Raw genomic sequence first — 20,479 nt, 5'->3', positions numbered from 1 at the left:
ATCCACGGCCCCGACAATCACGACCGACCAAGTGACAGCCATCACACCCGGCCGACGACCGGGCCCGCGCCGATCGGCGTCGCACTTCGAATGCGTGTTCGACCTGCGGTTACAGCCCGTCCACGAATTCGGACACCTCGGTGACGAACCGGTGGCGATCCTCGATGAACAGGTCGTGCCGCGCACCCTCCCAGAACGAGCCGCGACCGTCGGGCACCGATTCGAGGATGTATCGGCCGTTGTCGACCGGTACGACGGGGTCGGCGGTGCCGTGCAGTACCAGCACCGGCACGTCGAGTCCGCGCAGTACGGCGGTGTTGTCGACGGTCCGGTAGAACAGCGCCCTTCGCACTCGCGGCGGGGTCGCCAGACTCGCGCCGAACAGCCGCTGGACGTCGACGCCGTTGTCCCCCGGATCGGTATCGACATCGCCGAACGACGCGAAGGCCCGCACCGCCCGACCGGCGCTCGTCTCGAACACACCCGGCATGGCCCGCTTCAGCGCCTCGCCGGTGCGCGCGCCCGGGACGTCCCGGCCGATATTGGCCATCGCCCCGGTGAAGATCACACCCGCGACCGCACCGGTACCGCGCGCGGTCAGATAGTCCGAGATCACGATGCCGCCGTAGGACCAGCCCACCAATACCGCGTCGGCGGCGACGCACTCGGCGGCGAGCACCGCGGCGATATCGGCGGCCCAGTTCGCCGGATCGTCGTATCCGAACTCGGGCGCACCGGAATAGCCGTGTCCGCGCAGGTCCAGCGCGATCACCCGGTAGTTCCGCGCCAATTCCGCGGCGGCCTCGCCCCAACAGCGCAGATCGGCCGACCAGCCGTGCACGAGCACCAGCGGACGCCCGTCCGCCCGCCCCTCGACCCGATAGACGATGCTGGTCCCGTCCGCGCTCAGAGCTTCCCGCAGTGCCATGTCAGCGAGATTAGAGCGCAGGTCCGGCATGATCCGCGGTGACGGGGGCAACAGCGTTCGCCCACCTCGCCCCCTAGGATCGCCGCCATGGGCAAACGCACAGCGGTCGTCACGGGAGCCAGTTCGGGCATCGGTGAGGCTACCGCCCGGCAACTCGCCGGCCAGGGTTATCACGTCTACCTCGGTGCGCGCAGACTCGACAGGCTCGAGCGGATCGCCGACGAGATCGGCGGCACCGCACTCGAACTCGACGTCACCTCGGACGAATCGGTGCGCGCCTTCACCGACGCGATCGAATCGGTCGACGTGCTGGTCAACAACGCGGGCGGCGCCAAGGGACTGGCCACCGTCGCCGAGGCCGACCTCGACGACTGGCGCTGGATGTGGGAGACCAATGTGCTCGGCACCCTGCGGGTCACCAAGGAACTGCTGCCGAAACTGATCGCCTCCGGGGACGGACTCGTCGTCACCATCACCTCGGTGGCCGCCTTCCACGCCTACGACAACGGTTCCGGCTACACCTCCGCCAAACACGCGCAGGCCGTACTGCATCGCACGCTGCGCGGCGAACTGCTCGGACAACCGGTGCGGCTCACCGAGATCGCGCCAGGGGCGGTGGAGACCGAGTTCTCGCTGGTGCGTTTCGACGGTGATGCCGAGCGGGCCGCGAAAGTCTACGAGGGCATCGATCCCCTGCTCGCGCAGGATGTCGCCGAGGTCGTTGGGTTCGTGGTGAGCAGGCCCGCGCACGTCAATCTCGACCAGATCATCGTCAAACCTCGCGATCAGGCCGACCCCGGCCGCTTCGCTCGGCGATCCTGATAGTGGGCCGGACGAACGGTGCGGTCGGACCAGACGGGAGTTTCCTCGGTGTTCAAAGGTTTCAAAGATTTCCTCATGCGGGGCAACGTCATCGACCTCGCGGTGGCGGTGGTGATGGGCACCGCCTTCACCTCGGTGGTGACCTCGGTGACCAAAGGCATCATCAACCCGCTGCTTGCCGTTCTCGGCACCAGCGGTGAACTGGGGCTCGGGTTCCATTTGGTGCCGAGCAAATCCGCGACCTTCGTCGAGGTCGGCCCGATCATCACCGCGCTGCTGAACTTCTGCATGATTGCCGCGGTGCTCTATTTCGTGTTGATCCTGCCGATGCGCACGCTCACCAACCGCTTCGGCACCACCAAGGCGGCCGAGCCGACCGAGACCGAACTGCTCATCGAGATCCGCAATCTACTGGCGAAACAGGTCGAGGGACAGAGCGATTCGGAGGTGAGCCGGGCAAGCGCCCGAGGCGATCTCGTCACAGGCGACGCGGAGCCCGCCCCCGACACCGGACGCGCGAGCGGCGACGACGCCGATATCGCGGACACCTCGGCGCGGCGCGGGGCCGATGTGCCCGCGCGTTCGCGGTCCTAGGGCGACCGGCCGATCAGCGCGCGCCCGGCGCGCGGGGCGGCACCGGGGTCGCCGAGACGACCGGGGCGGAGGCTCCGCTCTCGGCCGCCGACATCGACTGCCAGGTGTTCCAGTCGATCGTCCAGTCGTATAGGTCGCCGTCGGCCGCCGACAGGGCGATCGAGGTGCCGGTGACCTCGACCGGATCGCCGTAGAGCGCGGTCGGGAAATACGCCTGCGCGTCGGAGGGCGAGAGGTTGATACAGCCGTTGGTGACATTCGCCGAACCCTGCGCCGACAGCGATTCAGGATTGGCGTGGATGAATTCGCCGTTGTTGGAGATGCGTACCGCCCAGCGCTCACGAACGTTGGTGTAGAAGGGCGGATTCGACATGAGGAAGTCCTCGTACTTCTCGGTCACCACGTGCACACCGGAACGGGTCACATTGCGCGCTTCGTTGCCCTCGCCGTAACTGACCGCGAAATCGAAGACGGTCTGCCCGTCGCGGACCACCTGCATTCGGTGACTCGTCGCGACGGCCTTCACGATCTGGCTGCGGCCGATACGGAAATCGGTGGTCAGATCCGAGTCGCCGTAGTTCCCGCCGCCGAGGTCGAGACCGTAGAGCTTGGCGCCGACGTGCACGGTGGTGCCCGGTGTCCAGTAGTCCTTGGGTCGCCAATGCAGCCGAGAACCGCCGTTGTCGTCGGGGAACCAGGCCCACGCGCCCTCGGTCGGCGGATCGGTGGTGACGGTGAGCGCCTTCTCCACCGCGGCCTTGTTCACGACCGACGCCTTGAACTGGAGGATGATCGGCGCAGCGATGCCGACCTCCTGCCCGTCGCCGATGTTCACCGTCGCCGGGACGGTGCTCTTCGGCGCGAGCGTGGTGAAGCCGCCTTCGATGGGTACCGGTTTGCGATCGGTGCCGATCGCCGTGCCCGACCAGGTGTACGTGGCGTTGTAGCCGAGCGGTTCGGTGATCCGGTAGGTGCTGCGGTCCGCGCCGAACTCGCCCGCGACCTGTTTGCCCGCGGCGTTGGTCAGCGCGACCTGGTCGATGGTCCCATTGCTCACCCGCACCGAGACCGGAGTCACCGGACTCACGCCGACCGCGCCCGCGCCCGGCGTCAACGCGACCTCGGCGACCGGCGCGGCTTCGCGCGGCTTCGATTCCGCGCCGCCGCGATCGATCGTGCATCCGGCGACCAGCGCGACCACCGCGAAAACCAGGGCGGTCAACAGGGCCGGTCTTCGAATCCCATCACCGTTGCTCACATCTTACGAATCTACGCGCGGCGAACGACCTTGCGGATAAGGCGAGATCGTGTCGTCCCTTTCGCCGGGCTCGGCGGTCAGAGGGTGATTCCGACCAACACCGGCTCCGGTTCCAGGACGATGCCGAATCTCTCGGCCACGCCCGCGCGCACCGTGCGGGCCAGCGACACGAGGTCTTCCGCCCGGGCCTCACCCCGATTCGTCAGTGCCAGTGTGTGTTTCGTCGACAGCGTGGCCCGCGCGGGCGGTCCGGGATAACCCTTGGCGAATCCGGCGCGCTCGATGAGCCAGCCGGCCGAGAACTTCACCCCGTTCGGGTCGGGATATGTCGGGATCGTGACCTCTCCCACATGGGCGAGCACGGCCGCGCGGACCTCCTCGGCCCGCTCGGCCGACACCACCGGATTGGTGAAGAACGAGCCCGCGCTCCAGGTGTCGTGATCGGCGGGATCGAGCACCATGCCCTTGCCCGCCCGCAGCCGCAGCACTTCGGCGCGCACATCCGCGGCGGGACGGGTGTCACCGTCGCGCGCGCCAAGGCCGCCCGCGAGTTCGCGGTAGCGCAGCGGCGCACTGCGCCCCGACGGGTCGAGGGCGAATTCCACCTCGAGCACGAGAGCGTCGTCGCGGTGTTTGAGCACGCTCGTGCGGTAGCCGAAACCGAGCTCACCCGGTTCGGCCCAGCGGACGGTCCCCTCGACGCGATCGAGCAGCCGCACCCGGCGCAGCAGCGCCGCCACCTCGACGCCGTAGGCGCCGACGTTCTGCACCGGGGTCGCGCCCGCCGATCCCGGGATACCCGACAGACATTCGAGCCCGCCGAAGCCCGCAGCGACCGTTTCCGCGACCACCGTGTCCCACACCGCGCCCGCCTCCGCGAGCACACCATCCGCGTCGATCCGCACCCGCGAGGTGGCGACCCGCACCACCACGCCGTCGAACCCGTCGTCGCCGATCAGCAGATTGGACCCGCCCGCGAGGATCAGCGTGGGGACCTCGGCCGCGTCGAGGGCACGCACCGTCGCGACCAGCGCGGCGGTCGAATCGCATTCGGCCACCGTCGCGGGCCCGCCGACCCGCAGCGTCGTCAACTCCGCGAGCGGCACGTCAGGGCGCAGCACCGCCCCCGTTTCGACCAGCAGATCGCGCACCATGTCCGACGACACCACCCGAGAAGTTCGCACAATCAGACGGTAGCGTGTCCGATCATGGCAACACCCTTGGCGTTCACGGCCCGCTACATCCATTCGGTCGAGGCGGTACGCGCGGCGATCGCCGACGAACAATATTGGCAGGACCGCATCGCCGAGGTCGGCGGACCCGGTGCGCGACTGGAGAAGGTCGCCGTCGACGGCGACCGTGTGCATATCGACATGGTGCAGGCCATCTCGGCCGAGCTGCTGCCCTCCGCCATCACCGCGGTCCGCCCCGGTGATCTGATCATTCCCCGGTCCGAGTCCTGGACCGTCACCACCGCCACCTTCGTCGCCCGCGTCGAAGGAGCCCCCGCCGAGATCCGCGGCACGGTCGAGCTCACCGGCGACGCCACCTCGGCCACCGCGACGGTCGCGGGAACCATCGAAGTCAAGGTCCCACTCTTCGGCGGCAAGATCGAGGCGGCCATTCGGGAACGCCTCACCGAACTGCTCGGCAACGAGGAAGAGTTCACCAATACCTGGCTCACCGACAACAAGTCATAGGGGGCGACCTGCTGCCGTGCCCGCGGGCACGGCAAAATGACACCCCATGCGCCGACTCGACTATTCCGCACGCTATCCGCTCCACAGCACCAAGGAGCTGTACGAGGCGTTGTCGACCCCCGGTTACTGGGAGGCCCGGATCGCCGAGATGGGCAAATACACCCCGGGTAACGAGGTCGTCAGCGTCGAGGCGAGCGATGCGGGCATCGAGGTCGTGCTGCACCACATCCTGCCGCGGGAGATGCTGCCCGAGATCGCGCAGACGGTGATGCGCAAGGACATGGTGATCACCCGCAAGGAGAGCTGGGGCCCATTCGACGAGGCCGAGACACTCGGCAAGTTCTCGGCCTCGATTCCGGCGGGTCCGGGCAGTCTCGGCGGTTCGATCCGGCTGTTCCCGACCGAGACCGGCTGCACCACGCGTTTCTCCTCGGAGGCGAAGGTCTACATCCCAATGGTCGGGCCTCGCCTCGAGCAGTTGATGTTGGTGAATCTGGTCGACCTGTTCCGTGCCGAGGCAGAAGAGACGGTGCGGTGGCTGGAAGAGCGAAATCCGACCGCCTGAATCGTCCGGTCGGCGTCATCACGCGCGGCACGACCGGTGTGAACCGGTTACGGCGCAGCGATCGCAGGCTGATGCACGAAGACCTGGTGCGGGAACGGTTACTGGAGGCGACCGATCCGCTGGTGGTCGATCTCGGGTACGGGGCGAGTCCGTGGACGACGTTCGAGTTGGCGTCGCGGTTGCGGTCGGTGCGACCCGATGTGCGGGTGGTCGGCCTCGAGATCGATCCCGAACGGGTGGTCGCGGATCGCGACGGGGTGGGTTTCGCACGCGGCGGTTTCGAGTTGGCGGGACTGCGCCCGGTGCTCGTGCGCGCCTTCAATGTCCTACGCCAATACCCGGAGGCGGCGGTACCGGATGCCTGGGCGACGGTGCTGTCGGGCGTGGCCGAACGCGGCCTGATGGTCGACGGCACGTGCGACGAGTTGGGCCGCCGGTGCGCGTGGGTGCTGCTCGACCGGTCGGGGCCGCGGTCGCTGACCCTTGCGTGGGACCCGTTCACCGTGGAGCGTCCCTCGGATGTGGCCGAACGCCTGCCGAAGGCGCTGATCCACCGCAATGTGACGGGCGAACCGGTGCACGAACTGCTGGTCGCCGCGGATCGCGCGTGGGCGCGCGCCGCGCCGTTGGCTGCCTTCGGGCCGCGGGTGCGGTGGCGGTCGGCGCTCGACCACTTGCGGGGCGAGGGATTCCCGGTGCGTGTGTACCGCAGGCGGATGCGCGATTGCGTGCTTTCGGTGCCGTGGTCGTGCGTCGCGCCCGCGTCGGGTCCGCTGTCAGAGCGCGGTGAGGGCGCGTTCGATCCGGGCGGCGGCGCGCGCGTCTGACCGGCTGCCTGCGCTGCGGATCTCCTCGCCCGCGCAGCGGTCGATGGCGACCGCGTCGGCGACCACCTCGTCGAGCGCGTTCTGTCCGATCTCGGATTCGGCGAGGTCGAGCACGGTCCGCACGGGGGTCGTGACCAGGAAGGGGCCGGCCGATTCCACGTCGATACCCGCCAGCGACCGGCGCAGGACCACGAGTCGCGGGGTGACCGGCGGTCGGCCCTTGCTGACCGATATGTGCAGGAAGTGCGGGCGCAGGCGTCCGATGCCGTGCAGTTCGGCGGCGCTCTGGTGCGAGACCGCGGCCGCGCCGTCGAACCAGGCGGCCCACATGGCGTATTCGTCGAGCGGTCCGGCGGGCCATTCGGCCAGGCGCAGCAATCCGACGCCCGCCCTGGTGACCGTGCCCTCGCCGAGCCCGGCGCGCACGCGGGTCTCGCATCCGGTGCGCAGTACCTGGCGAGTGGTGAAGAATCCGGCGTGTCGCCCGGCCAGCCGCCGCAGCACACGCCAACCGTGGTCAACGGTGTCGTACGCGCGGCCCGCCGCGTCGCCAGCCATGTTCCCAGGCTACCCGTGCCCTGTGCGGCATGTCACAAATGCGGCCCTCACCGACACCACAGAACGGGCACAGAATCATGCGGAAGAATCGGCCGCATGACTACGAAGCCCCCCGTCACCGCGCGGGTAAGCCGACGCACACTGGTGATCGCGCTCGCCGTGGTCGCGACCCTGCTCGCCGGAGCGTTGATCGGCGGGGAGGCATACGCGAGAAATCGGATGGCCGACTGCATCAGCAAGCAGTTCGAACAGGAGATGGGATCGACCATCGACGTCGGCTTCGGCGCCAAGCCGCTGTTGGTGACCTGGATCGACGGCAAACTGTCCTCGGTCACGGTGCAAAGCGAAGGCGACAAGTTCGGGCCCGCGGTGGGCATGGTCGTCCACGCCGAGTTCAACGACCTGATGATGAACGACGACGGCGGCGGCACGGTCGGCAGTTCGTCGGCGGATGTCACCTGGAGCAACGACGGCATCCGGGAAACGCTCGGCGGCCTGGTCACCGGGGTGAAGTCCACCGCCTCCAGCGGCATGCTGACCCTGGACGTGCTCGGCGGACTGGCCCAGTTGCAGGTGCAGCCGATGGTGCGCAATGGCGCGGTCACCGTGGAAACCAAGTCCGCGCAACTGCTGGGAATGGGCCTGCCGACCGATCTGGTGCAGGGCATCGTCGACATCTTCTCGCAGAGTTTGCAGAGCTATCCGATGGGTCTGAAGCCGACCGAGATCAAGGTGACCGATTCGGGTATCGACGTGAAATTGGCGGGCGGGTACACCGAACTGCCCGCGGCCGAACCCGACAAGCAACTGAGCTGCTGAGGTCGCCTAGGCGTCCGGGAAGCCCGCCAGTACCGCGCGCGACTTCGACAGGCCGAGCCGGGTCGCACCCGCCGCGATCATCTGCGCGGCGGCCTCCGCGGTACGGATTCCGCCGCTGGCCTTCACCCCGAGCCGACCGCCAACGGTGTCGGCCATCAAGCGCACCGCGTGCGCGCTCGCCCCGCCCGCGGGATGGAATCCGGTGGAGGTCTTGACGAAATCCGCGCCCGCGCGTTCGGCGGCGCGGCACGCCTCGACGATCGCGGCGTCGGGCAGCGCCGCCGATTCGATGATCACCTTCAGCACCGCGCGATCGGCGACCGCCTCGCGCACGGTGACGATATCTGCGAGCACCGCGGTGTAGTCGCCCGCCAGTGCCGCCCCGACGTCGATGACCATATCGACCTCGGCCGCGCCCTGATCCACCGCCAGCCGGGCCTCGGCGCCCTTGACCAACGAATGATGTTTACCGGAGGGGAATCCCGCCACCGTGGCGACCACCAGGCCGGGCGCGCGCACCGGCAGCATGGACGGCGAGACGCAGATCGCGTAGACACCGAGATCGCGCGCCTCGGCCACCAACGCGTCCACATCGGCGCGGGTCGCCTCGGGCGCGAGCAGGGTGTGGTCGATGAGCGCGGCCACGTCGGAACGGGTCGGTGGCGCGAAGTCTGCCATGAGGTGAGAGTCTGGCATACCCGCGGCGAATTCCATTGCGCGCCTCCGCCTCTTCGACCAGACTCGGACACGCCGGTGGATGACCGGACACCGTGATGTCCGGCCGTCGGGAGGAGACCACACCGTGCTGATCCGCCGCGAACGCGCCGACGACGCGCCCGCCGTCGCCGAGGTGCACCGCAGTGCGTTCGCCCCGCGCCTCGCCGGCGGGCGGCCGGGCGCGGCGGTCGATCCGGCCGAGGTCGACCTGGTCGAGCGGCTGCGCGGCGACGCGGGCTGGATACCCACCCTGTCACTGGTCGCCATCGAATTCGACACCGTGGTCGGCCACGTCTGCCTTACCCGCGCCACCGTCGGCCCCTTCCCGGTGCTCGCGCTCGGTCCGATCGGCGTAATGGCCGACCACCAAGGCGAGGGCTTCGGTTCGGCGCTCATGCACGCCGCGCTCGGCGCCGCCGACGCGTTGGACGAACCGCTGGTCGGCGTGCTCGGCAGCCTCGACTACTACCCGCGCTTCGGCTTCGTGCCCGCGGCCCGGCTCGGCATCGTCCCCGACAATCCTGGATGGGTCACCCATTTCCAGGTGCGACCGCTCACGGCCTACGAGACGCAGATCACCGGTGAATTCCACTACGCCGAACCCTTCTACCGCCGCTAGCCTGCCCGCCCCCGACCCCGGCATATCCCCCGCAACCCGCCTGGGACAATGGTCGGATGAGTGACCCCCGTGACCGCCGCTACGTGCTGACCCTCGGCTGCCCGGACCGACCCGGCATCATCGCCAGGATCAGCTCGTTCATCGCCGAATTCGGCGGCTCGATCGTGGAGGCCGGCTACCATTCCGACGCCGAGACCGGCTGGTTCTTCACCCGCCAGGCCATCGCGGCCGCGACCGTGCCGTTCGGCCCGACCGAACTGCACGACCGTTTCGCCGCGGTGGCAGACGAACTCGGCTCGGATACCGAATGGCAGGTGCTCGACTCGGCGCGGCGACGACGCGCGGTGCTACTGGTCAGCCGTGACGGCCACTGCCTGCACGACCTACTCGGCCGGGCCGCGAGCGGGGAACTGCCCGCCACCATCGAAGCCGTCATCGGCAACCATCCCGACCTGGGCGAAATGGCGGCGGCGCACGGCGTGAAATTCCATCACGTGCCGTTCCCCAAGGACCCGGCCGAACGCGGCCCGGCCTTCGAGCAGGTGCGCGCCCTGGTCGACGCGCACGACCCGGACGCGGTGGTGCTGGCCCGCTTCATGCAGGTGCTGCCCGCGCGACTGTGCGAGCACTGGGCCGGGCGGGCCATCAATATCCACCACAGCTTCCTGCCGTCGTTCGTCGGCGCGCGCCCCTACCACCAGGCGTTCGCCCGCGGCGTCAAGCTGATCGGCGCGACCTGCCACTACGTGACCCCGGAACTGGACGCGGGCCCCATCATCGAACAGGACGTCATCCGCATCGACCACGCCGACGACGTGCCCGATATGGTCCGCCAGGGCCGTGACATCGAGCGCGTCGTGCTGGCCCGCGGCCTGCGCTGGCATCTCGAGGGCCGCGTCCTCGTGCACGGGCGGCGCACCGTCGTGTTCTCCTGAGCGGGCCGCGCGGATCAGCAGACGGCCGCGACCGCGTCGGTCGCGGACACCGCGTCGAGTACGCGCGCGAGTTCCTCGTTGAAGCGCTCGTACATCTCGACATTGCCGAGATGACCGGTGGCCAGCACCTCGTAACGCACCAGCGACCCGGTCTCGGCCAGCATGTCGGCCAATTTCCGGGAATGCACCGGCGGAGTCATGAAGTCGGCGGAACCGGCCAGAATCGTGGTCGGCACCACCAGATTCCGCGCGGACTCGCCCAGATCCAGGTCCGCGAGCAGCGATCCGAACGCGGCGCGCACCGCCGCCGGACACGAGCGCACCACGGCCATGCTGAAGTCGACCAGGTCGCGTGATGCCGCCGGCGACATGATCTGACGGGCGAATGCCCATTTCACCAACCGAATCGGCGGGAACAGGATGCGCGCGCCGAGTCCGTGGCGGCCGATGAGATAGGGCAGCACGAGCCGCAGTCCGAACCGCGGCGGACGGTTGCAGAACGGGACGACGGTGGTCGCGGCGATGAGCCCGTCCGAGGCGGTATTGGTGAGCAGCACCGCGTGCGCGCGCCGGGCGACCTGTTCGGGATGGCGGCCCGCCCACGCCTGCACGGTCATGCCGCCGAGGCTGTGGCCGACGAGGACCGCGCGCTCGCCCGCGGGCAGGGTCGCGTCGAGTACGGCGACGAGGTCGTCGGCCAGCAGGTCGGTGGTCAGCGGGGCCGAGCCGCGGTCGCTCTCGCCGTGTCCGCGCTGGTCGTAGGCGATGACGCGGTACTCACCGGCGAAAGCGTTGATCTGGGCGTTCCAATATTCGATGGCGCAGGTCCAGCCGTGCACCAGCACGACGACCGGCGCGTGCGCGGGTCCGTAGGCGTGCACCCGCAGTCGGGCGCCGTCGACCGTGGTGACCGCGACGACCTCGTGCGGCACGGCGGGTGGATTGAGCGCCGCGGTCGCGTAGATACGAGACCGCAGGTCGGCGCGGTGTAGGTCGAGCAGCCGCCGGATCTTTTCCGGCAGGTCCGCCAACGCGGGCGGCAGTGCACGCATCGGACACTCCTTTGTGTTACTAAATGACACAGTAACCCGAAAGGGCGCCGCTAGCTAGTGCGAGCACGCCGAAAAGGCGAGCGCGCACACGAGAAGTCCGGTGGGCGAAAAGGCAGTTACCAGCGCGGTCCGCGCTGGATCTCGTCGACCTTGGGCCGCACATCGGCCAGGTAGACGCCGGTGGCGATGATCGCGATGAAGGCGAGCATCCCCAGACCAGCGGGCGAGAGCAGCAACAGCACCAGGGCGACGCCGAGAATGGCGAGCCAGATCGGCTTGGTCTGCTTGTCGACCGCGGTGAACGCGTCGGGCCGTTGGCGAATGGCGTGAATCAGCGCGAAGATCGTCGCGCCGAGCGCCGCCAGCCACAGCACGAGCATGATCATTCCGGTCAACCCATTCACGAAGTTCACCCCACCCATCATACGAGCGCGGCCCCCGCGCCCGAGGGCATGCGGGGGCCGTGAATGCTACCGGAGTCAGATCTGCCGCGGCGCGGCCTTCTTGGCGGGCGCCTTCTTGACGGGCGCCTTCTTCGCGGCCGGAGCCGGAGCCTTCGGCTCTTCCTCGGCGGGCGGCGCGGTCTCGGTGGACACCGCGACGACCTCGGCCTCCACCGCGGGCTCCGCGACCGGCTCGGCCTCTTCCTTGGCGGTGCGGCCGAGCAGGCCGTTCACGCGGCCGATGGCCTCCTCGGCGCGACCGGTCGCGTCCTTGTACAGACCCTCGACGCGCCCGATCTGCTCCTCGACCAAGTGGCTGGTGCGCACCCGGTCGTAGGTCTCCTCACCGCGCGCGGCCAGGTCGGCGTAGGCGTCGAGCAGTTGGCGGTAGTACTTCTCGGCCAGGCTCCGCAGTTCCTCGGGGGTGAACTTCTCGCGCAGTTCGGCCAGATCCTCGGGCAGTTCGGAGGGCAGACCCGTCAGCCGCTCGCGCAGCGACTCGAACTGGGACTGCACATCGGCGGGCACGTTGGCGAAGCGCTCACGCGCTCCCTCGACCCGGCTGGAGACGTCGGCGGAGGTCGCGCGCTCGCGCACCTGGGTGACGACATCGACAGCGGCGGTGTAGACGGCATCGCCCGCACCGACCGCGGCGAACAAGGGCTTGGTGACAGTGGCGGTCTTCTCGGTCATTCTTCGTTCTCCTCGCGTGGCGGAGTGTCGGTTGTCGTGCGCGGAACGTCGCTGTCCCACTGCCCCCCCGGGGCTCGGTCCTGCTGCCCGCTCGGGGACCGGTCGGTCGGCGTCCCCGGGTCGCCGCCGCCGTTCTCCCGGCGGAACGACTCGTAGATCTCCAGGAGCACCTGCTTCTGACGCTCGCTGATCGAGGTGTCGGCAAGCAGTGCGTCCCTGACCGGGCCGTGCGGCCGCTGTTCGAGGAAGCCGGCCCGTACGTACAACACCTCCGAGGACACCCGCAGCGCCTTGGCGATCTGCGCGAGTACTTCGGCGGAGGGATTGCGCAATCCGCGCTCGATCTGGCTGAGATACGGATTGCTCACCCCCGCCAGCGCGGCGAGCTGACGTAGCGAGACCTGCGCTGCCTCTCGCTGCGACCTGATGAAACCACCGATGTCGTGCGCCGCGGTGGCGACACGCCCCCCTCGATCCCCGTTACCGTCCGGCAGTGCGGACGAGTTCTCGGTGTACTCGGCGGAAACCTCGGGCTGGTCTGCCATCACTCACCTTCTGGCGGTTGTACGGTTCGATTCTAGGTCAGCGTGCTAACTCTTGCAAGCGTTCTGCTAGCGCTGTGAAGCGCAACAACCCAATGTGCCATGCCACACATGCCATGCCACCCACCCCACACCCAACCATCCGGGAGCGAGCCCAACGATTCGCGGCCGTCTCGCGTCCGAGCGGTCGAGACAATGCGACGAAGGAGCAAGTATCGACCGCTCGGACGCGAGACAAAAGGGGCCGCGAATCCCGCGGCGACGAAGTCGCCGCCAATTAGAACAGCAACTGCGAGATCGAGTAGATCACCAGACCGGCGAGCGATCCGACCACCGTTCCGTTGATGCGAATGAATTGCAGATCCCGCCCGACCTGCAACTCGATCTTCTTGCTCGCCTCCTCGGCATCCCACTTGGCTACCGTATCGGTGACAAGCGTGGTGATCTCCGCGGCGTAGTTCCCCACCACGTATCGCGCGCCGCGATCTATCCAGCCGTCGACCTTGGCGCGCATGTCGCCGTCGTCGCGCAACCGCTCACCGAGCTGCTGCACGTTCTCGGCCACTTTGCGCCGCAACGTACTGTTCGGATCGTCGGCCGACTCGAGGATCAGCCGCTTGGCCGCGCGCCACGTCGCCGAGGCCATACCGGTGATCTCCTCGCGGCCCATGACCTGTGTCTTGATCCGCTCGGCCTTCTTGATCATGGCGTCATCGAATTGCAGGTCGTGAGCGAACTCCTCCAGGAAACGATTGGCCGCCAGGCGCACCTCGTGTTCGGAATTCGACCGCACCTTCCAGGTGAACTCGACGAGTTCGCGGTAGATCCGCTCCGACAGCATGATGTTGACGAACTTCGGCGACCACTGCGGCGCTTCGCGCAGCACGATCCGGTCGATCGTCTCCTGACTGCCGAGCGCCCACTGATGCGCCCGCTCGGCCAGCAGATCGAGCAGGGCCAGCTGACGATTGTCGGCCAGCAGCTCGGTCAGCACCCGCCCGATCGGCGGACCCCACAGCGGATCGGCGATGCGCTTGACGATGGTGTTGTCGATCACCTGCTCGACATCCTCGTCGCGCAGCACTCCGACCACCGCCCGCAGCAACGTGGAACTCTCCTCGGCCACCCGGGCCGCGTGCCCGGGATCGGCCATCCAGCGACCGACCCGGAAGGAAATCCGCGCCGATGCGACCTTCTCCGACACCACCTCCGGGGACAGGAAGTTGGTGCCGACGAAACTGCCGAGGCTCGCGCCGAGCTGATCCTTCTTCTTGCGGATGATCGCGGTGTGCGGGATGGGAAGTCCGAGCGGATGCCGGAACAGCGCGGTCACCGCGAACCAGTCCGCGAGCGCGCCGACCATGCCCGCCTCCGAGGCCGCGCGCACATAACCGACCCAGTCGCCGCCCTCACCACGCGACTCCAGCCAGCGGCAGAACAGGTAGACCACGCTGGCGAAGGCGAGCAGACCCGTGGCGACCGCCTTCATCCGGAACAGATCGCGCCGCTTGGCCGCCTCGTCGACGAAGAAGCCGGATGGCCCCGCCGGCTCGTCGAGCAGCACTGTGTTGCCGGAAGCTATCTCCATGCCCCCATTCTGCTGGCAGGGGCCGATCGGCACCTCCTCGAGCCCAACCCGCAGCACCGGAGCCGCCGCCGGAGATACAGTTGAGCCAGCTTCACGCACGACCGATCCCCGTACCGAACATACGACCTAGGGAGTCCACGCTGTCCACCGAAGACCTTGTCGACGTCGGTGAGCGCGCCGAGCGACCGGCGGCGGTTCGCAACGGCGGGATGGATGGCCGCAAGCGCCGGTGGCGCCAGCACAAGATCGACCGTCGCGAGGAATTGGTCGACGGCACCTTGGCTGCGGTCCGCGCACGCGGCTCGAATGCGGGCATGGATGAGATCGCCGCCGAGATCGGCGTCTCCAAGACCGTGCTCTACCGGTATTTCTCCGATAAGAGCGATCTCGTCCGGGCGACCATGCAGCGGTTCATCGAGACGACGTTGATGCCGCGGGTGTACGAGGCCATCAGCCTCGACGCGGCCGAGTACCAACTCGTGCGCTCGGCGCTTGCCGCCTACGTCGGCACGGTCGACGAGGATCCCGATGTCTACCGCTTCATCATGGGCAACGGCTCGGATCAGTCCTCGCTGGCCGAATTCGAGAAGCTGTTCGCCGAGGTGGTCTCGACCGTCATCGTCGCGCGCGGCCGCGAGCGCGGCGCGGAGACCGATGGCGCCATGCTGTGGTCGTATGTGCTGGTCGGCGGCATCCAATTGGCTACGCACTGGTGGACCACCGACAAGTCCATGTCGCGCGAGGAGGTCATCGACTATCTGACCATGATGGTCTGGAGCGCGATCGAGGGCATGATGCGCGCGGGCGGCTCCCGCGAACTCTTCCACTCGCAAACGCACGTGCTGCCGGACGCGCACAATACGGACGCACCGAGCTGAGCGGTCGGCCGGGTGGCACTGTGATATGCGACTCGGACTTTGTCGGACCGTTGGCTAGTCTGAACGCGGGCGGTGCGCCACAGTGGGGAATGTCACCGCCCCGCGCGGCGCCGCTGGCGTTCGCGCGGGACGCTACGCGGTGCGAGACGGTCGTCGGGCATGCCGCGTCGCTCCGACCGCGGCACCAACGGAGGTACCTCGATGGCGAAGCAAGTGCCGACATCCCGGCTTGCTCGTGGCACCAAGCTGGGTGCCGTGGCGGCGAGTTCGGTACTGCGGACGCAACGCACGAGGTTATCCATGCGGGGCAGGTCCGAGGCCGTGCGCGCCAAGATGGCCGAGGAGTCGATGATCCGCACCACCGAACAGGTGGTGATGGTGCTGGGCACCATGAAGGGCGTCGCGATGAAGCTGGGCCAGATGATGTCGGTGCTCGACCTGGACCTGGTACCCGAGGCGCACCGCGAGCGATTCCAGAAGCGGCTGGCCGTGCTGCGCGATGCCGCGCCCACGGTGTCCTTCGAATCCATGCGGCAGGTGATCGAGGAGGATTTCGGCGAATCGCTGGAGCGGATCTTCGCCGAATTCGAGCCCGAGCCCATCGCGGCGGCCTCCATCGGGCAGGTGTACCGGGCGAAATTGCGCGACGGCCGCGTGGTCGCGGTGAAGGTGCAATATCCGGGAATCGATATCGCGGTGCGCGCGGATCTGAAGAACCTCACCATGTTCCGCAAGGTGCTGCATTCGGCGATGCCGTGGGTCACACCCGCCGTGCTCGACGAATTGCGGCTGAACATGGAGAGCGAACTCGACTATCAGGCCGAGGCCGCCACCCAGTTGCAGATCGCCGACCTCTACGCCGGTCATCCGTTCATCGCCGTACCGCGCTCGCTGCCCGAGCTGAGCACCACCCGGGTCCTGGTCAGTGAATTCCTGCCCGGCCGTGGCTTCGAGGACATCCGTGACCTGTCGCAGACCGAACGCGATCGGGTCGGGGAGATCATCTACCGGTTCTACGTGGGTTCGCTGTTCACCTTCAACGAATTCTGCGGCGACCCGCATCCGGGCAATGTGCTGCTCGGCGAGGACGGCCGGGTCGGCTTCCTGGATTTCGGACTGTTCAACCGCATGAACCCCGAACATGTCCGCTTCGAGCTGATCTGCCTGCGCGCCGCCGCAGAGGACCGGGCCGAGGATCTGCGCGATCTGATGGTTCAGCGCGGGGTGATCGATTCGCCCGAGGAGATCGGCGCGGAGGAATGCCTGGAATATGTGCTCGCGGCCTCGGAATGGTGTCTGGTCGACGAGGAATTGACCATCACCCCCGAGCTCGCCAGCGGCGCGTTCCTACTCGCGGTCGACCCACGGGCCAGTGACTTCGCCGGTATGAAGCAGCAGAATCTGCCGCCGGAGCACCTGTTCTCCCGCCGCGCAGATTTCCTCACCTTCGGCATGCTCGGCCAGCTGCGGGCCTCGGCCAATTGGCATCGCATCGCCCGCGAATGGCTCTACGAGGAGGCGCCCGTCACCGAATTGGGCGAGCAGCACCACCGTTGGCTCGCCGAGACCCGCCGCCCGCCGCGCGGACGCGGGTCAGGGACGGCGAAGAAGGCGTCCCCGCAACCGCGGCCCGCGGCCCGCACACGCCGTGCCCGTACCGAATCCTAACGCCGACTGCGTAATTCGACCACGAACGGAAGCAGCACATCATGGCAGACAAGCGAGAATTCGACCTGATCCTATTCGGCGCGACCGGATTCGTCGGCAAACTCACCGCGGAATACCTGCTGCGGGCCGCGCCGCCGGACGCGCGTATCGCCCTCGCCGGGCGCTCAGAGGCCAAATTGCGCGCCGTCCGCGCCGAACTCGGCGCCCCCGCCGCGAAATGGGAACTGGTAGTGGCGGATTCGACCGATCAAGGCACGCTAGACGAATTGGCCGCGCGTACCAAGGTCGTCGTGACCACCGTCGGGCCCTACCTGCGCTACGGCATGCCGCTGGTGGCCGCGTGCGCCAAGGCGGGCACGCACTACGCCGATCTCACCGGTGAGCCGCTGTTCATCCGCGACGCCATCGACGGCTATCACGACCAGGCCGTCACCACCGGCGCGAAGATCGTGAATTCCTGTGGCTTCGACTCGGTTCCGTCCGACCTGAGCGTGTACCGGCTCTACCGCCGCACGGTCGAGGACAATACCGGCGAACTCACCGACACCACCCTGATCGCCAGTTTCAAGGGCGGGGTCAGCGGCGGCACCATCGATTCCGGCCGGGCCATGATGGAGGCCATCGCCGCCGATTCCGCCAAGGCCTCGGTGCTCTCGCATCCGTATTCGCTGAGCCCGGACAAGTCCATGGACCCGGATGTCGGCCGCCAGAGCGATCAGGCGTTGCAGCGGGCGAGCAGCATCGATCCGTCACTGGACGGCTGGGTGAGCACCTTCGTGATGGCCGCGCACAACACCAAGATCGTGCGGCGCAGCAACGGCCTGCTCGGCTGGGTGTACGGCAAGAACTTCCGCTACCGCGAGGTCATGAGCGCGGGCCGCTCGGCGGTGGCCCCGCTGGTCGCCGCGGGCGTCGCGGGCGGCCTGGTGGCCACGATGGCCGTCGGCGCGGTGCTCTCCCGGGCCTCGGCCGGACGCAAACTGCTCGACCGGGTGCTGCCGAAGCCGGGCACCGGCCCGAGCGAGCAGACCCGCGCGAGCGGGTGGTTCGCCATGAAGACCTACACCCTCACCACCTCCGGCGTGCGCTATGTGGCGACCTTCGCCGGTCAGGGCGATCCGGGCTATCAGGCCACCGCGATAATGCTCGGCGAGAGCGGCTTGGCGCTGGCCTTCGACGATCTGCCGGAACTGGCGGGCGTGCTCACCCCCGCCGCCGCGATGGGCGACGCGCTCACCGACCGACTGCGGACCGCCGGGATGACGATCGACGTCGAGCGCGTGCAGGGTTAGTCGATGAATCTGGCGCGACGCACCATGAACACCCCGGCGCTGGCCGCGGTCTACGAAAAGGCTTGGCGACCAACGCTGTTCTATCTGGCCAGCGGTCGCACCATGTCCAGCGACCGGCGCGACGCGGTGCGCGCGCTGCGGCTGAACGGATCACAGAAGGTACTCGACATCGCCTGCGGGCCGGGCAATTTCACCCGTTACCTGAGCGATCAGCTGTCCGGGCACGGATATGTCGTCGGCATCGACTACTCCGAACCCATGCTGGCCCGCGCCGTGGCCGACAACGCGGGCCCGCGGGTCGGCTATCTGCGCGGTGACGCCCGGCAGCTGCCGTTCGCCGACGGAACTTTCGACGCCGTCTGCTGTTTCGGCGCGCTCTACCTCATCCCGGACCCGCTCACCGCTACCAGGGAGATGGTGCGGGTGCTCGCACCGGGCGGACGCATCGCGATCACGACAAGTCACGGCACCGATTCGCCCTTCGGTCACGCCAGCCGCATCGTGGGCGGCTGGAGTGGCCTGCGGGTCTTCGACGACGACACCTTCCCGGAACTTTTCGCCGCCCTCGGACTGGTCGACATCGAACAGCGAGTGCACCGGGTGCTCCAGTACGTCAGCGCGACCCGCCCCGCCTGAGCTTCGGTTCATCGTCGGAACGAAGGCGCCGTCGGAGCGAAAGCAGCCGGCGCAAGGCGATTCGGGAGTCGGTGGGAACCGTGTGCCATCCGCACGCGTCCAACCATATGACAGTGGCGCCATATCGCGAGAGCCCGAGGACGATGACAGATATGGATGTCGACAAGGAATTGCTGGTCGGTCTCGGAACGGAGTTGTGCCGTATCGGGGCCGCCGTGAAGGCATTGGACGCGCACGCGCCATTCCACCTGGGAATCGATGACCTGAAATGGGACGGCGACGGCTGCGGTTTCGGCGGCGGCCGGTGATCAAGTGCGGACCGCGTTGGCATCGGTGGCCTCGCGAATCGACGCGATGGGCGGCGCCGCGATCCGCTGCTGTATGAACTACGAGGCAGCCGACGACGCCTTCGCGGAGCTGCTCGCCGGCCTCGGGGAAGGGGTGTACTCATGACGGTGGGCCTTTCGGCCATGCGTGGCTTCCATCCCGGGGCGACCACCAGCGCGATAGCAATGGCGATCGATGCGCTGGTAACCGAGTTCAACAACCACATGAACGCCATGTATGTGAAAGTCGATGCCAGTCAGGACCATTGGAAGGGAGCGGCTTCGCGGGCCGCTAACCAGCGCGCCCTCGGCGAGCGTTTGGCCGGGAACACCCTGATCGGCGAACTCGATGATATCGCCGAGGCGTATCGCAAGTTCGGCTCGGCCATGGACGGGTACTGCACCGCCGCGGTGAATGCCGCCGACGAGTATCTGCGTCAGGGCTTCGACGTCGCCGACGACGGCACGGTCACCGCCCCGCCAGGCATGAAAGCCGTCTTTCCCGGAATCGTTTCGGGCCTGTCCGTCCCGATGACCAGCGAGCAGCTCGCTACCGCCGACTCGGGTAACGAAGGCGTACAAGACGGTCTGCTGATCGCCGACGGCAAGGCCACCCCGGAACAGATGCGGCTCATCGCCGACCGGCTCAGGGAAGCCGGACTCACCGCCGAGGATATTGCCGACATCAACTCCGGCAAGGATGTGCGGCTCACCGAGGCCCAGTTCGCCTACCTGCACTCGTTCTACAACACCGCGGGCAAGGACGGCCTGGTGTGGATGACCGAACAGATGAGCCCCGATGCGAACTTCCACCCCGCCAAGGAGATCGAGTTCGGGCGGCAGAACTACCAGTTCGCGCGGGTGCTCGAGGCCAACGGCACCTTGACCCACGGACCGACCTACGACTACATGTTCGACAGCGATGGAAAACTCCGCGACTATGATTCGCTGCTTGCGGCGAAGTCCGGCAACCCTCTGTGTCAACCTTGGATGAGGCAGGATGTGTCGAGGTAACTTTG

The 20,479-nt window shown here is 67.9% G+C and carries 25 protein-coding genes; 15 read left to right on the top strand and 10 right to left on the bottom strand.

Features of this window, described 5'->3' with window-relative positions:
* Window positions 1-109 precede the first annotated feature (109 nt).
* Window positions 110-928: an alpha/beta fold hydrolase gene (locus APZ21_RS26185; RefSeq protein ID WP_054815937.1), complete on the bottom strand. Its 819-nt coding sequence runs from the start codon at window positions 926-928 to the stop codon at window positions 110-112.
* A gap of 87 nt (window positions 929-1,015) precedes the next feature.
* On the opposite strand from APZ21_RS26185, the gene APZ21_RS26180 reads away from it, so the two are divergent.
* Together APZ21_RS26180 and mscL are read left to right on the top strand one after the other, a co-directional pair.
* Entirely contained in the window at window positions 1,016-1,750 is a 735-nt protein-coding gene (locus APZ21_RS26180) for an SDR family NAD(P)-dependent oxidoreductase (RefSeq protein WP_054815936.1), read from the top strand.
* Window positions 1,751-1,798: 48 nt separating this feature from the next.
* Window positions 1,799-2,344, top strand: coding sequence for a large conductance mechanosensitive channel protein MscL (gene mscL / locus APZ21_RS26175; protein WP_082393460.1), 546 nt, complete (start codon window positions 1,799-1,801; stop codon window positions 2,342-2,344).
* A gap of 13 nt (window positions 2,345-2,357) precedes the next feature.
* On the opposite strand, the gene APZ21_RS26170 is transcribed toward mscL, so the two are convergent.
* Complete coding sequence (locus APZ21_RS26170) at window positions 2,358-3,602, bottom strand: L,D-transpeptidase (RefSeq protein ID WP_054815935.1); 1,245 nt, start codon at window positions 3,600-3,602, stop codon at window positions 2,358-2,360.
* 77 nt (window positions 3,603-3,679) lie between these two features.
* Window positions 3,680-4,756, bottom strand: coding sequence for a UDP-N-acetylmuramate dehydrogenase (locus APZ21_RS26165; protein WP_054816013.1), 1,077 nt, complete (start codon window positions 4,754-4,756; stop codon window positions 3,680-3,682).
* Window positions 4,757-4,810: 54 nt separating this feature from the next.
* Here APZ21_RS26165 and APZ21_RS26160 point away from each other — a divergent pair, with 54 nt between their 5' ends.
* From APZ21_RS26160 to APZ21_RS26150, 3 genes are all read left to right on the top strand, one after another.
* Complete coding sequence (locus tag APZ21_RS26160; RefSeq protein ID WP_054815934.1) at window positions 4,811-5,302, top strand: DUF2505 domain-containing protein; 492 nt, start codon at window positions 4,811-4,813, stop codon at window positions 5,300-5,302.
* A gap of 46 nt (window positions 5,303-5,348) precedes the next feature.
* Window positions 5,349-5,867 (top strand): DUF2505 domain-containing protein, encoded by a 519-nt coding sequence (locus APZ21_RS26155; protein WP_054815933.1) that lies wholly within the window; start codon window positions 5,349-5,351, stop codon window positions 5,865-5,867.
* A gap of 71 nt (window positions 5,868-5,938) precedes the next feature.
* Window positions 5,939-6,694 carry a class I SAM-dependent methyltransferase gene (locus APZ21_RS26150; RefSeq protein WP_239476813.1) on the top strand — a complete coding sequence of 252 codons (756 nt, stop codon included), beginning with the start codon at window positions 5,939-5,941 and terminating at the stop codon, window positions 6,692-6,694.
* On the opposite strand, the gene APZ21_RS26145 is transcribed toward APZ21_RS26150, so the two are convergent.
* Entirely contained in the window at window positions 6,644-7,252 is a 609-nt protein-coding gene (locus tag APZ21_RS26145) for a type IV toxin-antitoxin system AbiEi family antitoxin (protein WP_054815931.1), read from the bottom strand. The two genes, APZ21_RS26150 and APZ21_RS26145, sit on opposite strands and share 51 nt — an antisense overlap.
* 96 nt (window positions 7,253-7,348) lie before the next feature.
* Between APZ21_RS26145 and APZ21_RS26140 the strand changes: the two genes are divergently transcribed.
* The gene (locus tag APZ21_RS26140; protein ID WP_054815930.1) at window positions 7,349-8,071 is read left to right on the top strand and encodes an LmeA family phospholipid-binding protein; all 723 of its coding nucleotides are present in this window, start codon (window positions 7,349-7,351) and stop codon (window positions 8,069-8,071) included.
* Between the two features lie 6 nt (window positions 8,072-8,077).
* On the opposite strand, the gene deoC is transcribed toward APZ21_RS26140, so the two are convergent.
* Window positions 8,078-8,749, bottom strand: coding sequence for a deoxyribose-phosphate aldolase (gene deoC, locus APZ21_RS26135; protein ID WP_054816012.1), 672 nt, complete (start codon window positions 8,747-8,749; stop codon window positions 8,078-8,080).
* A 124-nt stretch (window positions 8,750-8,873) separates the two neighbouring features.
* On the opposite strand from deoC, the gene APZ21_RS26130 reads away from it, so the two are divergent.
* On the top strand, window positions 8,874-9,407 hold the full coding sequence (locus tag APZ21_RS26130; RefSeq protein WP_054816011.1) for a GNAT family N-acetyltransferase: 534 nt from the start codon (window positions 8,874-8,876) through the stop codon (window positions 9,405-9,407).
* Between the two features lie 56 nt (window positions 9,408-9,463).
* Complete coding sequence (gene purU / locus APZ21_RS26125) at window positions 9,464-10,342, top strand: formyltetrahydrofolate deformylase (protein WP_054815929.1); 879 nt, start codon at window positions 9,464-9,466, stop codon at window positions 10,340-10,342.
* Between the two features lie 14 nt (window positions 10,343-10,356).
* Here purU and APZ21_RS26120 read toward each other — a convergent pair whose 3' ends face one another.
* The 5 genes from APZ21_RS26120 to APZ21_RS26100 all read right to left on the bottom strand — a co-directional run bounded on the left by APZ21_RS26120 (window position 10,357) and on the right by APZ21_RS26100 (window position 14,660).
* Complete coding sequence (locus APZ21_RS26120) at window positions 10,357-11,394, bottom strand: alpha/beta fold hydrolase (RefSeq protein WP_054815928.1); 1,038 nt, start codon at window positions 11,392-11,394, stop codon at window positions 10,357-10,359.
* Window positions 11,395-11,510: 116 nt separating this feature from the next.
* A complete protein-coding gene (locus APZ21_RS26115; protein WP_063125203.1) occupies window positions 11,511-11,816 on the bottom strand; it encodes a DUF2516 family protein in 306 nt (101 codons plus the stop codon).
* A gap of 57 nt (window positions 11,817-11,873) precedes the next feature.
* Window positions 11,874-12,530: a hypothetical protein gene (locus APZ21_RS26110; RefSeq protein WP_054815926.1), complete on the bottom strand. Its 657-nt coding sequence runs from the start codon at window positions 12,528-12,530 to the stop codon at window positions 11,874-11,876.
* Window positions 12,527-13,075 (bottom strand): helix-turn-helix domain-containing protein, encoded by a 549-nt coding sequence (locus APZ21_RS26105; protein WP_054815925.1) that lies wholly within the window; start codon window positions 13,073-13,075, stop codon window positions 12,527-12,529. Before APZ21_RS26105 ends, APZ21_RS26110 begins: the two co-directional genes overlap by 4 nt.
* A 274-nt stretch (window positions 13,076-13,349) precedes the next feature.
* The gene (locus APZ21_RS26100; protein WP_054815924.1) at window positions 13,350-14,660 is read right to left on the bottom strand and encodes a DUF445 domain-containing protein; all 1,311 of its coding nucleotides are present in this window, start codon (window positions 14,658-14,660) and stop codon (window positions 13,350-13,352) included.
* 209 nt (window positions 14,661-14,869) lie between these two features.
* Between APZ21_RS26100 and APZ21_RS26095 the strand changes: the two genes are divergently transcribed.
* From APZ21_RS26095 to APZ21_RS26075, 7 genes are all read left to right on the top strand, one after another.
* Window positions 14,870-15,538: a TetR/AcrR family transcriptional regulator gene (locus tag APZ21_RS26095; protein ID WP_054815923.1), complete on the top strand. Its 669-nt coding sequence runs from the start codon at window positions 14,870-14,872 to the stop codon at window positions 15,536-15,538.
* Between the two features lie 201 nt (window positions 15,539-15,739).
* Window positions 15,740-17,206: an ABC1 kinase family protein gene (locus APZ21_RS26090; protein ID WP_054816010.1), complete on the top strand. Its 1,467-nt coding sequence runs from the start codon at window positions 15,740-15,742 to the stop codon at window positions 17,204-17,206.
* 38 nt (window positions 17,207-17,244) lie between these two features.
* Entirely contained in the window at window positions 17,245-18,498 is a 1,254-nt protein-coding gene (locus APZ21_RS26085) for a saccharopine dehydrogenase family protein (protein ID WP_054815922.1), read from the top strand.
* Window positions 18,499-18,501: 3 nt separating this feature from the next.
* Window positions 18,502-19,134 (top strand): class I SAM-dependent methyltransferase, encoded by a 633-nt coding sequence (locus APZ21_RS26080; protein WP_054815921.1) that lies wholly within the window; start codon window positions 18,502-18,504, stop codon window positions 19,132-19,134.
* 143 nt (window positions 19,135-19,277) lie between these two features.
* Window positions 19,278-19,442 (top strand): hypothetical protein, encoded by a 165-nt coding sequence (locus APZ21_RS34430; protein ID WP_156516447.1) that lies wholly within the window; start codon window positions 19,278-19,280, stop codon window positions 19,440-19,442.
* Window positions 19,443-19,446: 4 nt separating this feature from the next.
* Window positions 19,447-19,587 (top strand): hypothetical protein, encoded by a 141-nt coding sequence (locus tag APZ21_RS34425; protein ID WP_156371339.1) that lies wholly within the window; start codon window positions 19,447-19,449, stop codon window positions 19,585-19,587.
* Entirely contained in the window at window positions 19,584-20,474 is an 891-nt protein-coding gene (locus APZ21_RS26075; RefSeq protein WP_156371338.1) for a TPR repeat domain-containing protein, read from the top strand. The genes APZ21_RS34425 and APZ21_RS26075 overlap by 4 nt, the downstream gene beginning before the upstream one ends.
* Window positions 20,475-20,479: the final 5 nt, after the last annotated feature.

It is taken from the genome of Nocardia arizonensis (assembly GCF_001310275.1).
Lineage (GTDB): Bacteria > Actinomycetota > Actinomycetes > Mycobacteriales > Mycobacteriaceae > Nocardia > Nocardia arizonensis.
This window is presented reverse-complemented; position numbering and strand designations above follow the sequence as displayed.

Coding starts and splice junctions, on each gene's coding strand:
- APZ21_RS26185 (WP_054815937.1), bottom strand. CDS start 928: ATGGCACTGCGGGAAGCTCTGAGCGCGGACGGGACCAGCATCGTCTAT.
- APZ21_RS26180 (WP_054815936.1), top strand. CDS start 1,016: ATGGGCAAACGCACAGCGGTCGTCACGGGAGCCAGTTCGGGCATCGGT.
- APZ21_RS26165 (WP_054816013.1), bottom strand. CDS start 4,756: ATGGTGCGCGATCTGCTGGTCGAAACGGGGGCGGTGCTGCGCCCTGAC.
- APZ21_RS26160 (WP_054815934.1), top strand. CDS start 4,811: ATGGCAACACCCTTGGCGTTCACGGCCCGCTACATCCATTCGGTCGAG.
- APZ21_RS26155 (WP_054815933.1), top strand. CDS start 5,349: ATGCGCCGACTCGACTATTCCGCACGCTATCCGCTCCACAGCACCAAG.
- APZ21_RS26150 (WP_239476813.1), top strand. CDS start 5,939: ATGCACGAAGACCTGGTGCGGGAACGGTTACTGGAGGCGACCGATCCG.
- APZ21_RS26145 (WP_054815931.1), bottom strand. CDS start 7,252: ATGGCTGGCGACGCGGCGGGCCGCGCGTACGACACCGTTGACCACGGT.
- APZ21_RS26140 (WP_054815930.1), top strand. CDS start 7,349: ATGACTACGAAGCCCCCCGTCACCGCGCGGGTAAGCCGACGCACACTG.
- deoC (WP_054816012.1), bottom strand. CDS start 8,749: ATGGCAGACTTCGCGCCACCGACCCGTTCCGACGTGGCCGCGCTCATC.
- purU (WP_054815929.1), top strand. CDS start 9,464: ATGAGTGACCCCCGTGACCGCCGCTACGTGCTGACCCTCGGCTGCCCG.
- APZ21_RS26120 (WP_054815928.1), bottom strand. CDS start 11,394: ATGCGTGCACTGCCGCCCGCGTTGGCGGACCTGCCGGAAAAGATCCGG.
- APZ21_RS26115 (WP_063125203.1), bottom strand. CDS start 11,816: ATGGGTGGGGTGAACTTCGTGAATGGGTTGACCGGAATGATCATGCTC.
- APZ21_RS26110 (WP_054815926.1), bottom strand. CDS start 12,530: ATGACCGAGAAGACCGCCACTGTCACCAAGCCCTTGTTCGCCGCGGTC.
- APZ21_RS26105 (WP_054815925.1), bottom strand. CDS start 13,075: ATGGCAGACCAGCCCGAGGTTTCCGCCGAGTACACCGAGAACTCGTCC.
- APZ21_RS26100 (WP_054815924.1), bottom strand. CDS start 14,660: ATGGAGATAGCTTCCGGCAACACAGTGCTGCTCGACGAGCCGGCGGGG.
- APZ21_RS26095 (WP_054815923.1), top strand. CDS start 14,870: ATGGATGGCCGCAAGCGCCGGTGGCGCCAGCACAAGATCGACCGTCGC.
- APZ21_RS26090 (WP_054816010.1), top strand. CDS start 15,740: ATGGCGAAGCAAGTGCCGACATCCCGGCTTGCTCGTGGCACCAAGCTG.
- APZ21_RS26080 (WP_054815921.1), top strand. CDS start 18,502: ATGAATCTGGCGCGACGCACCATGAACACCCCGGCGCTGGCCGCGGTC.
- APZ21_RS34430 (WP_156516447.1), top strand. CDS start 19,278: ATGACAGATATGGATGTCGACAAGGAATTGCTGGTCGGTCTCGGAACG.
- APZ21_RS26075 (WP_156371338.1), top strand. CDS start 19,584: ATGACGGTGGGCCTTTCGGCCATGCGTGGCTTCCATCCCGGGGCGACC.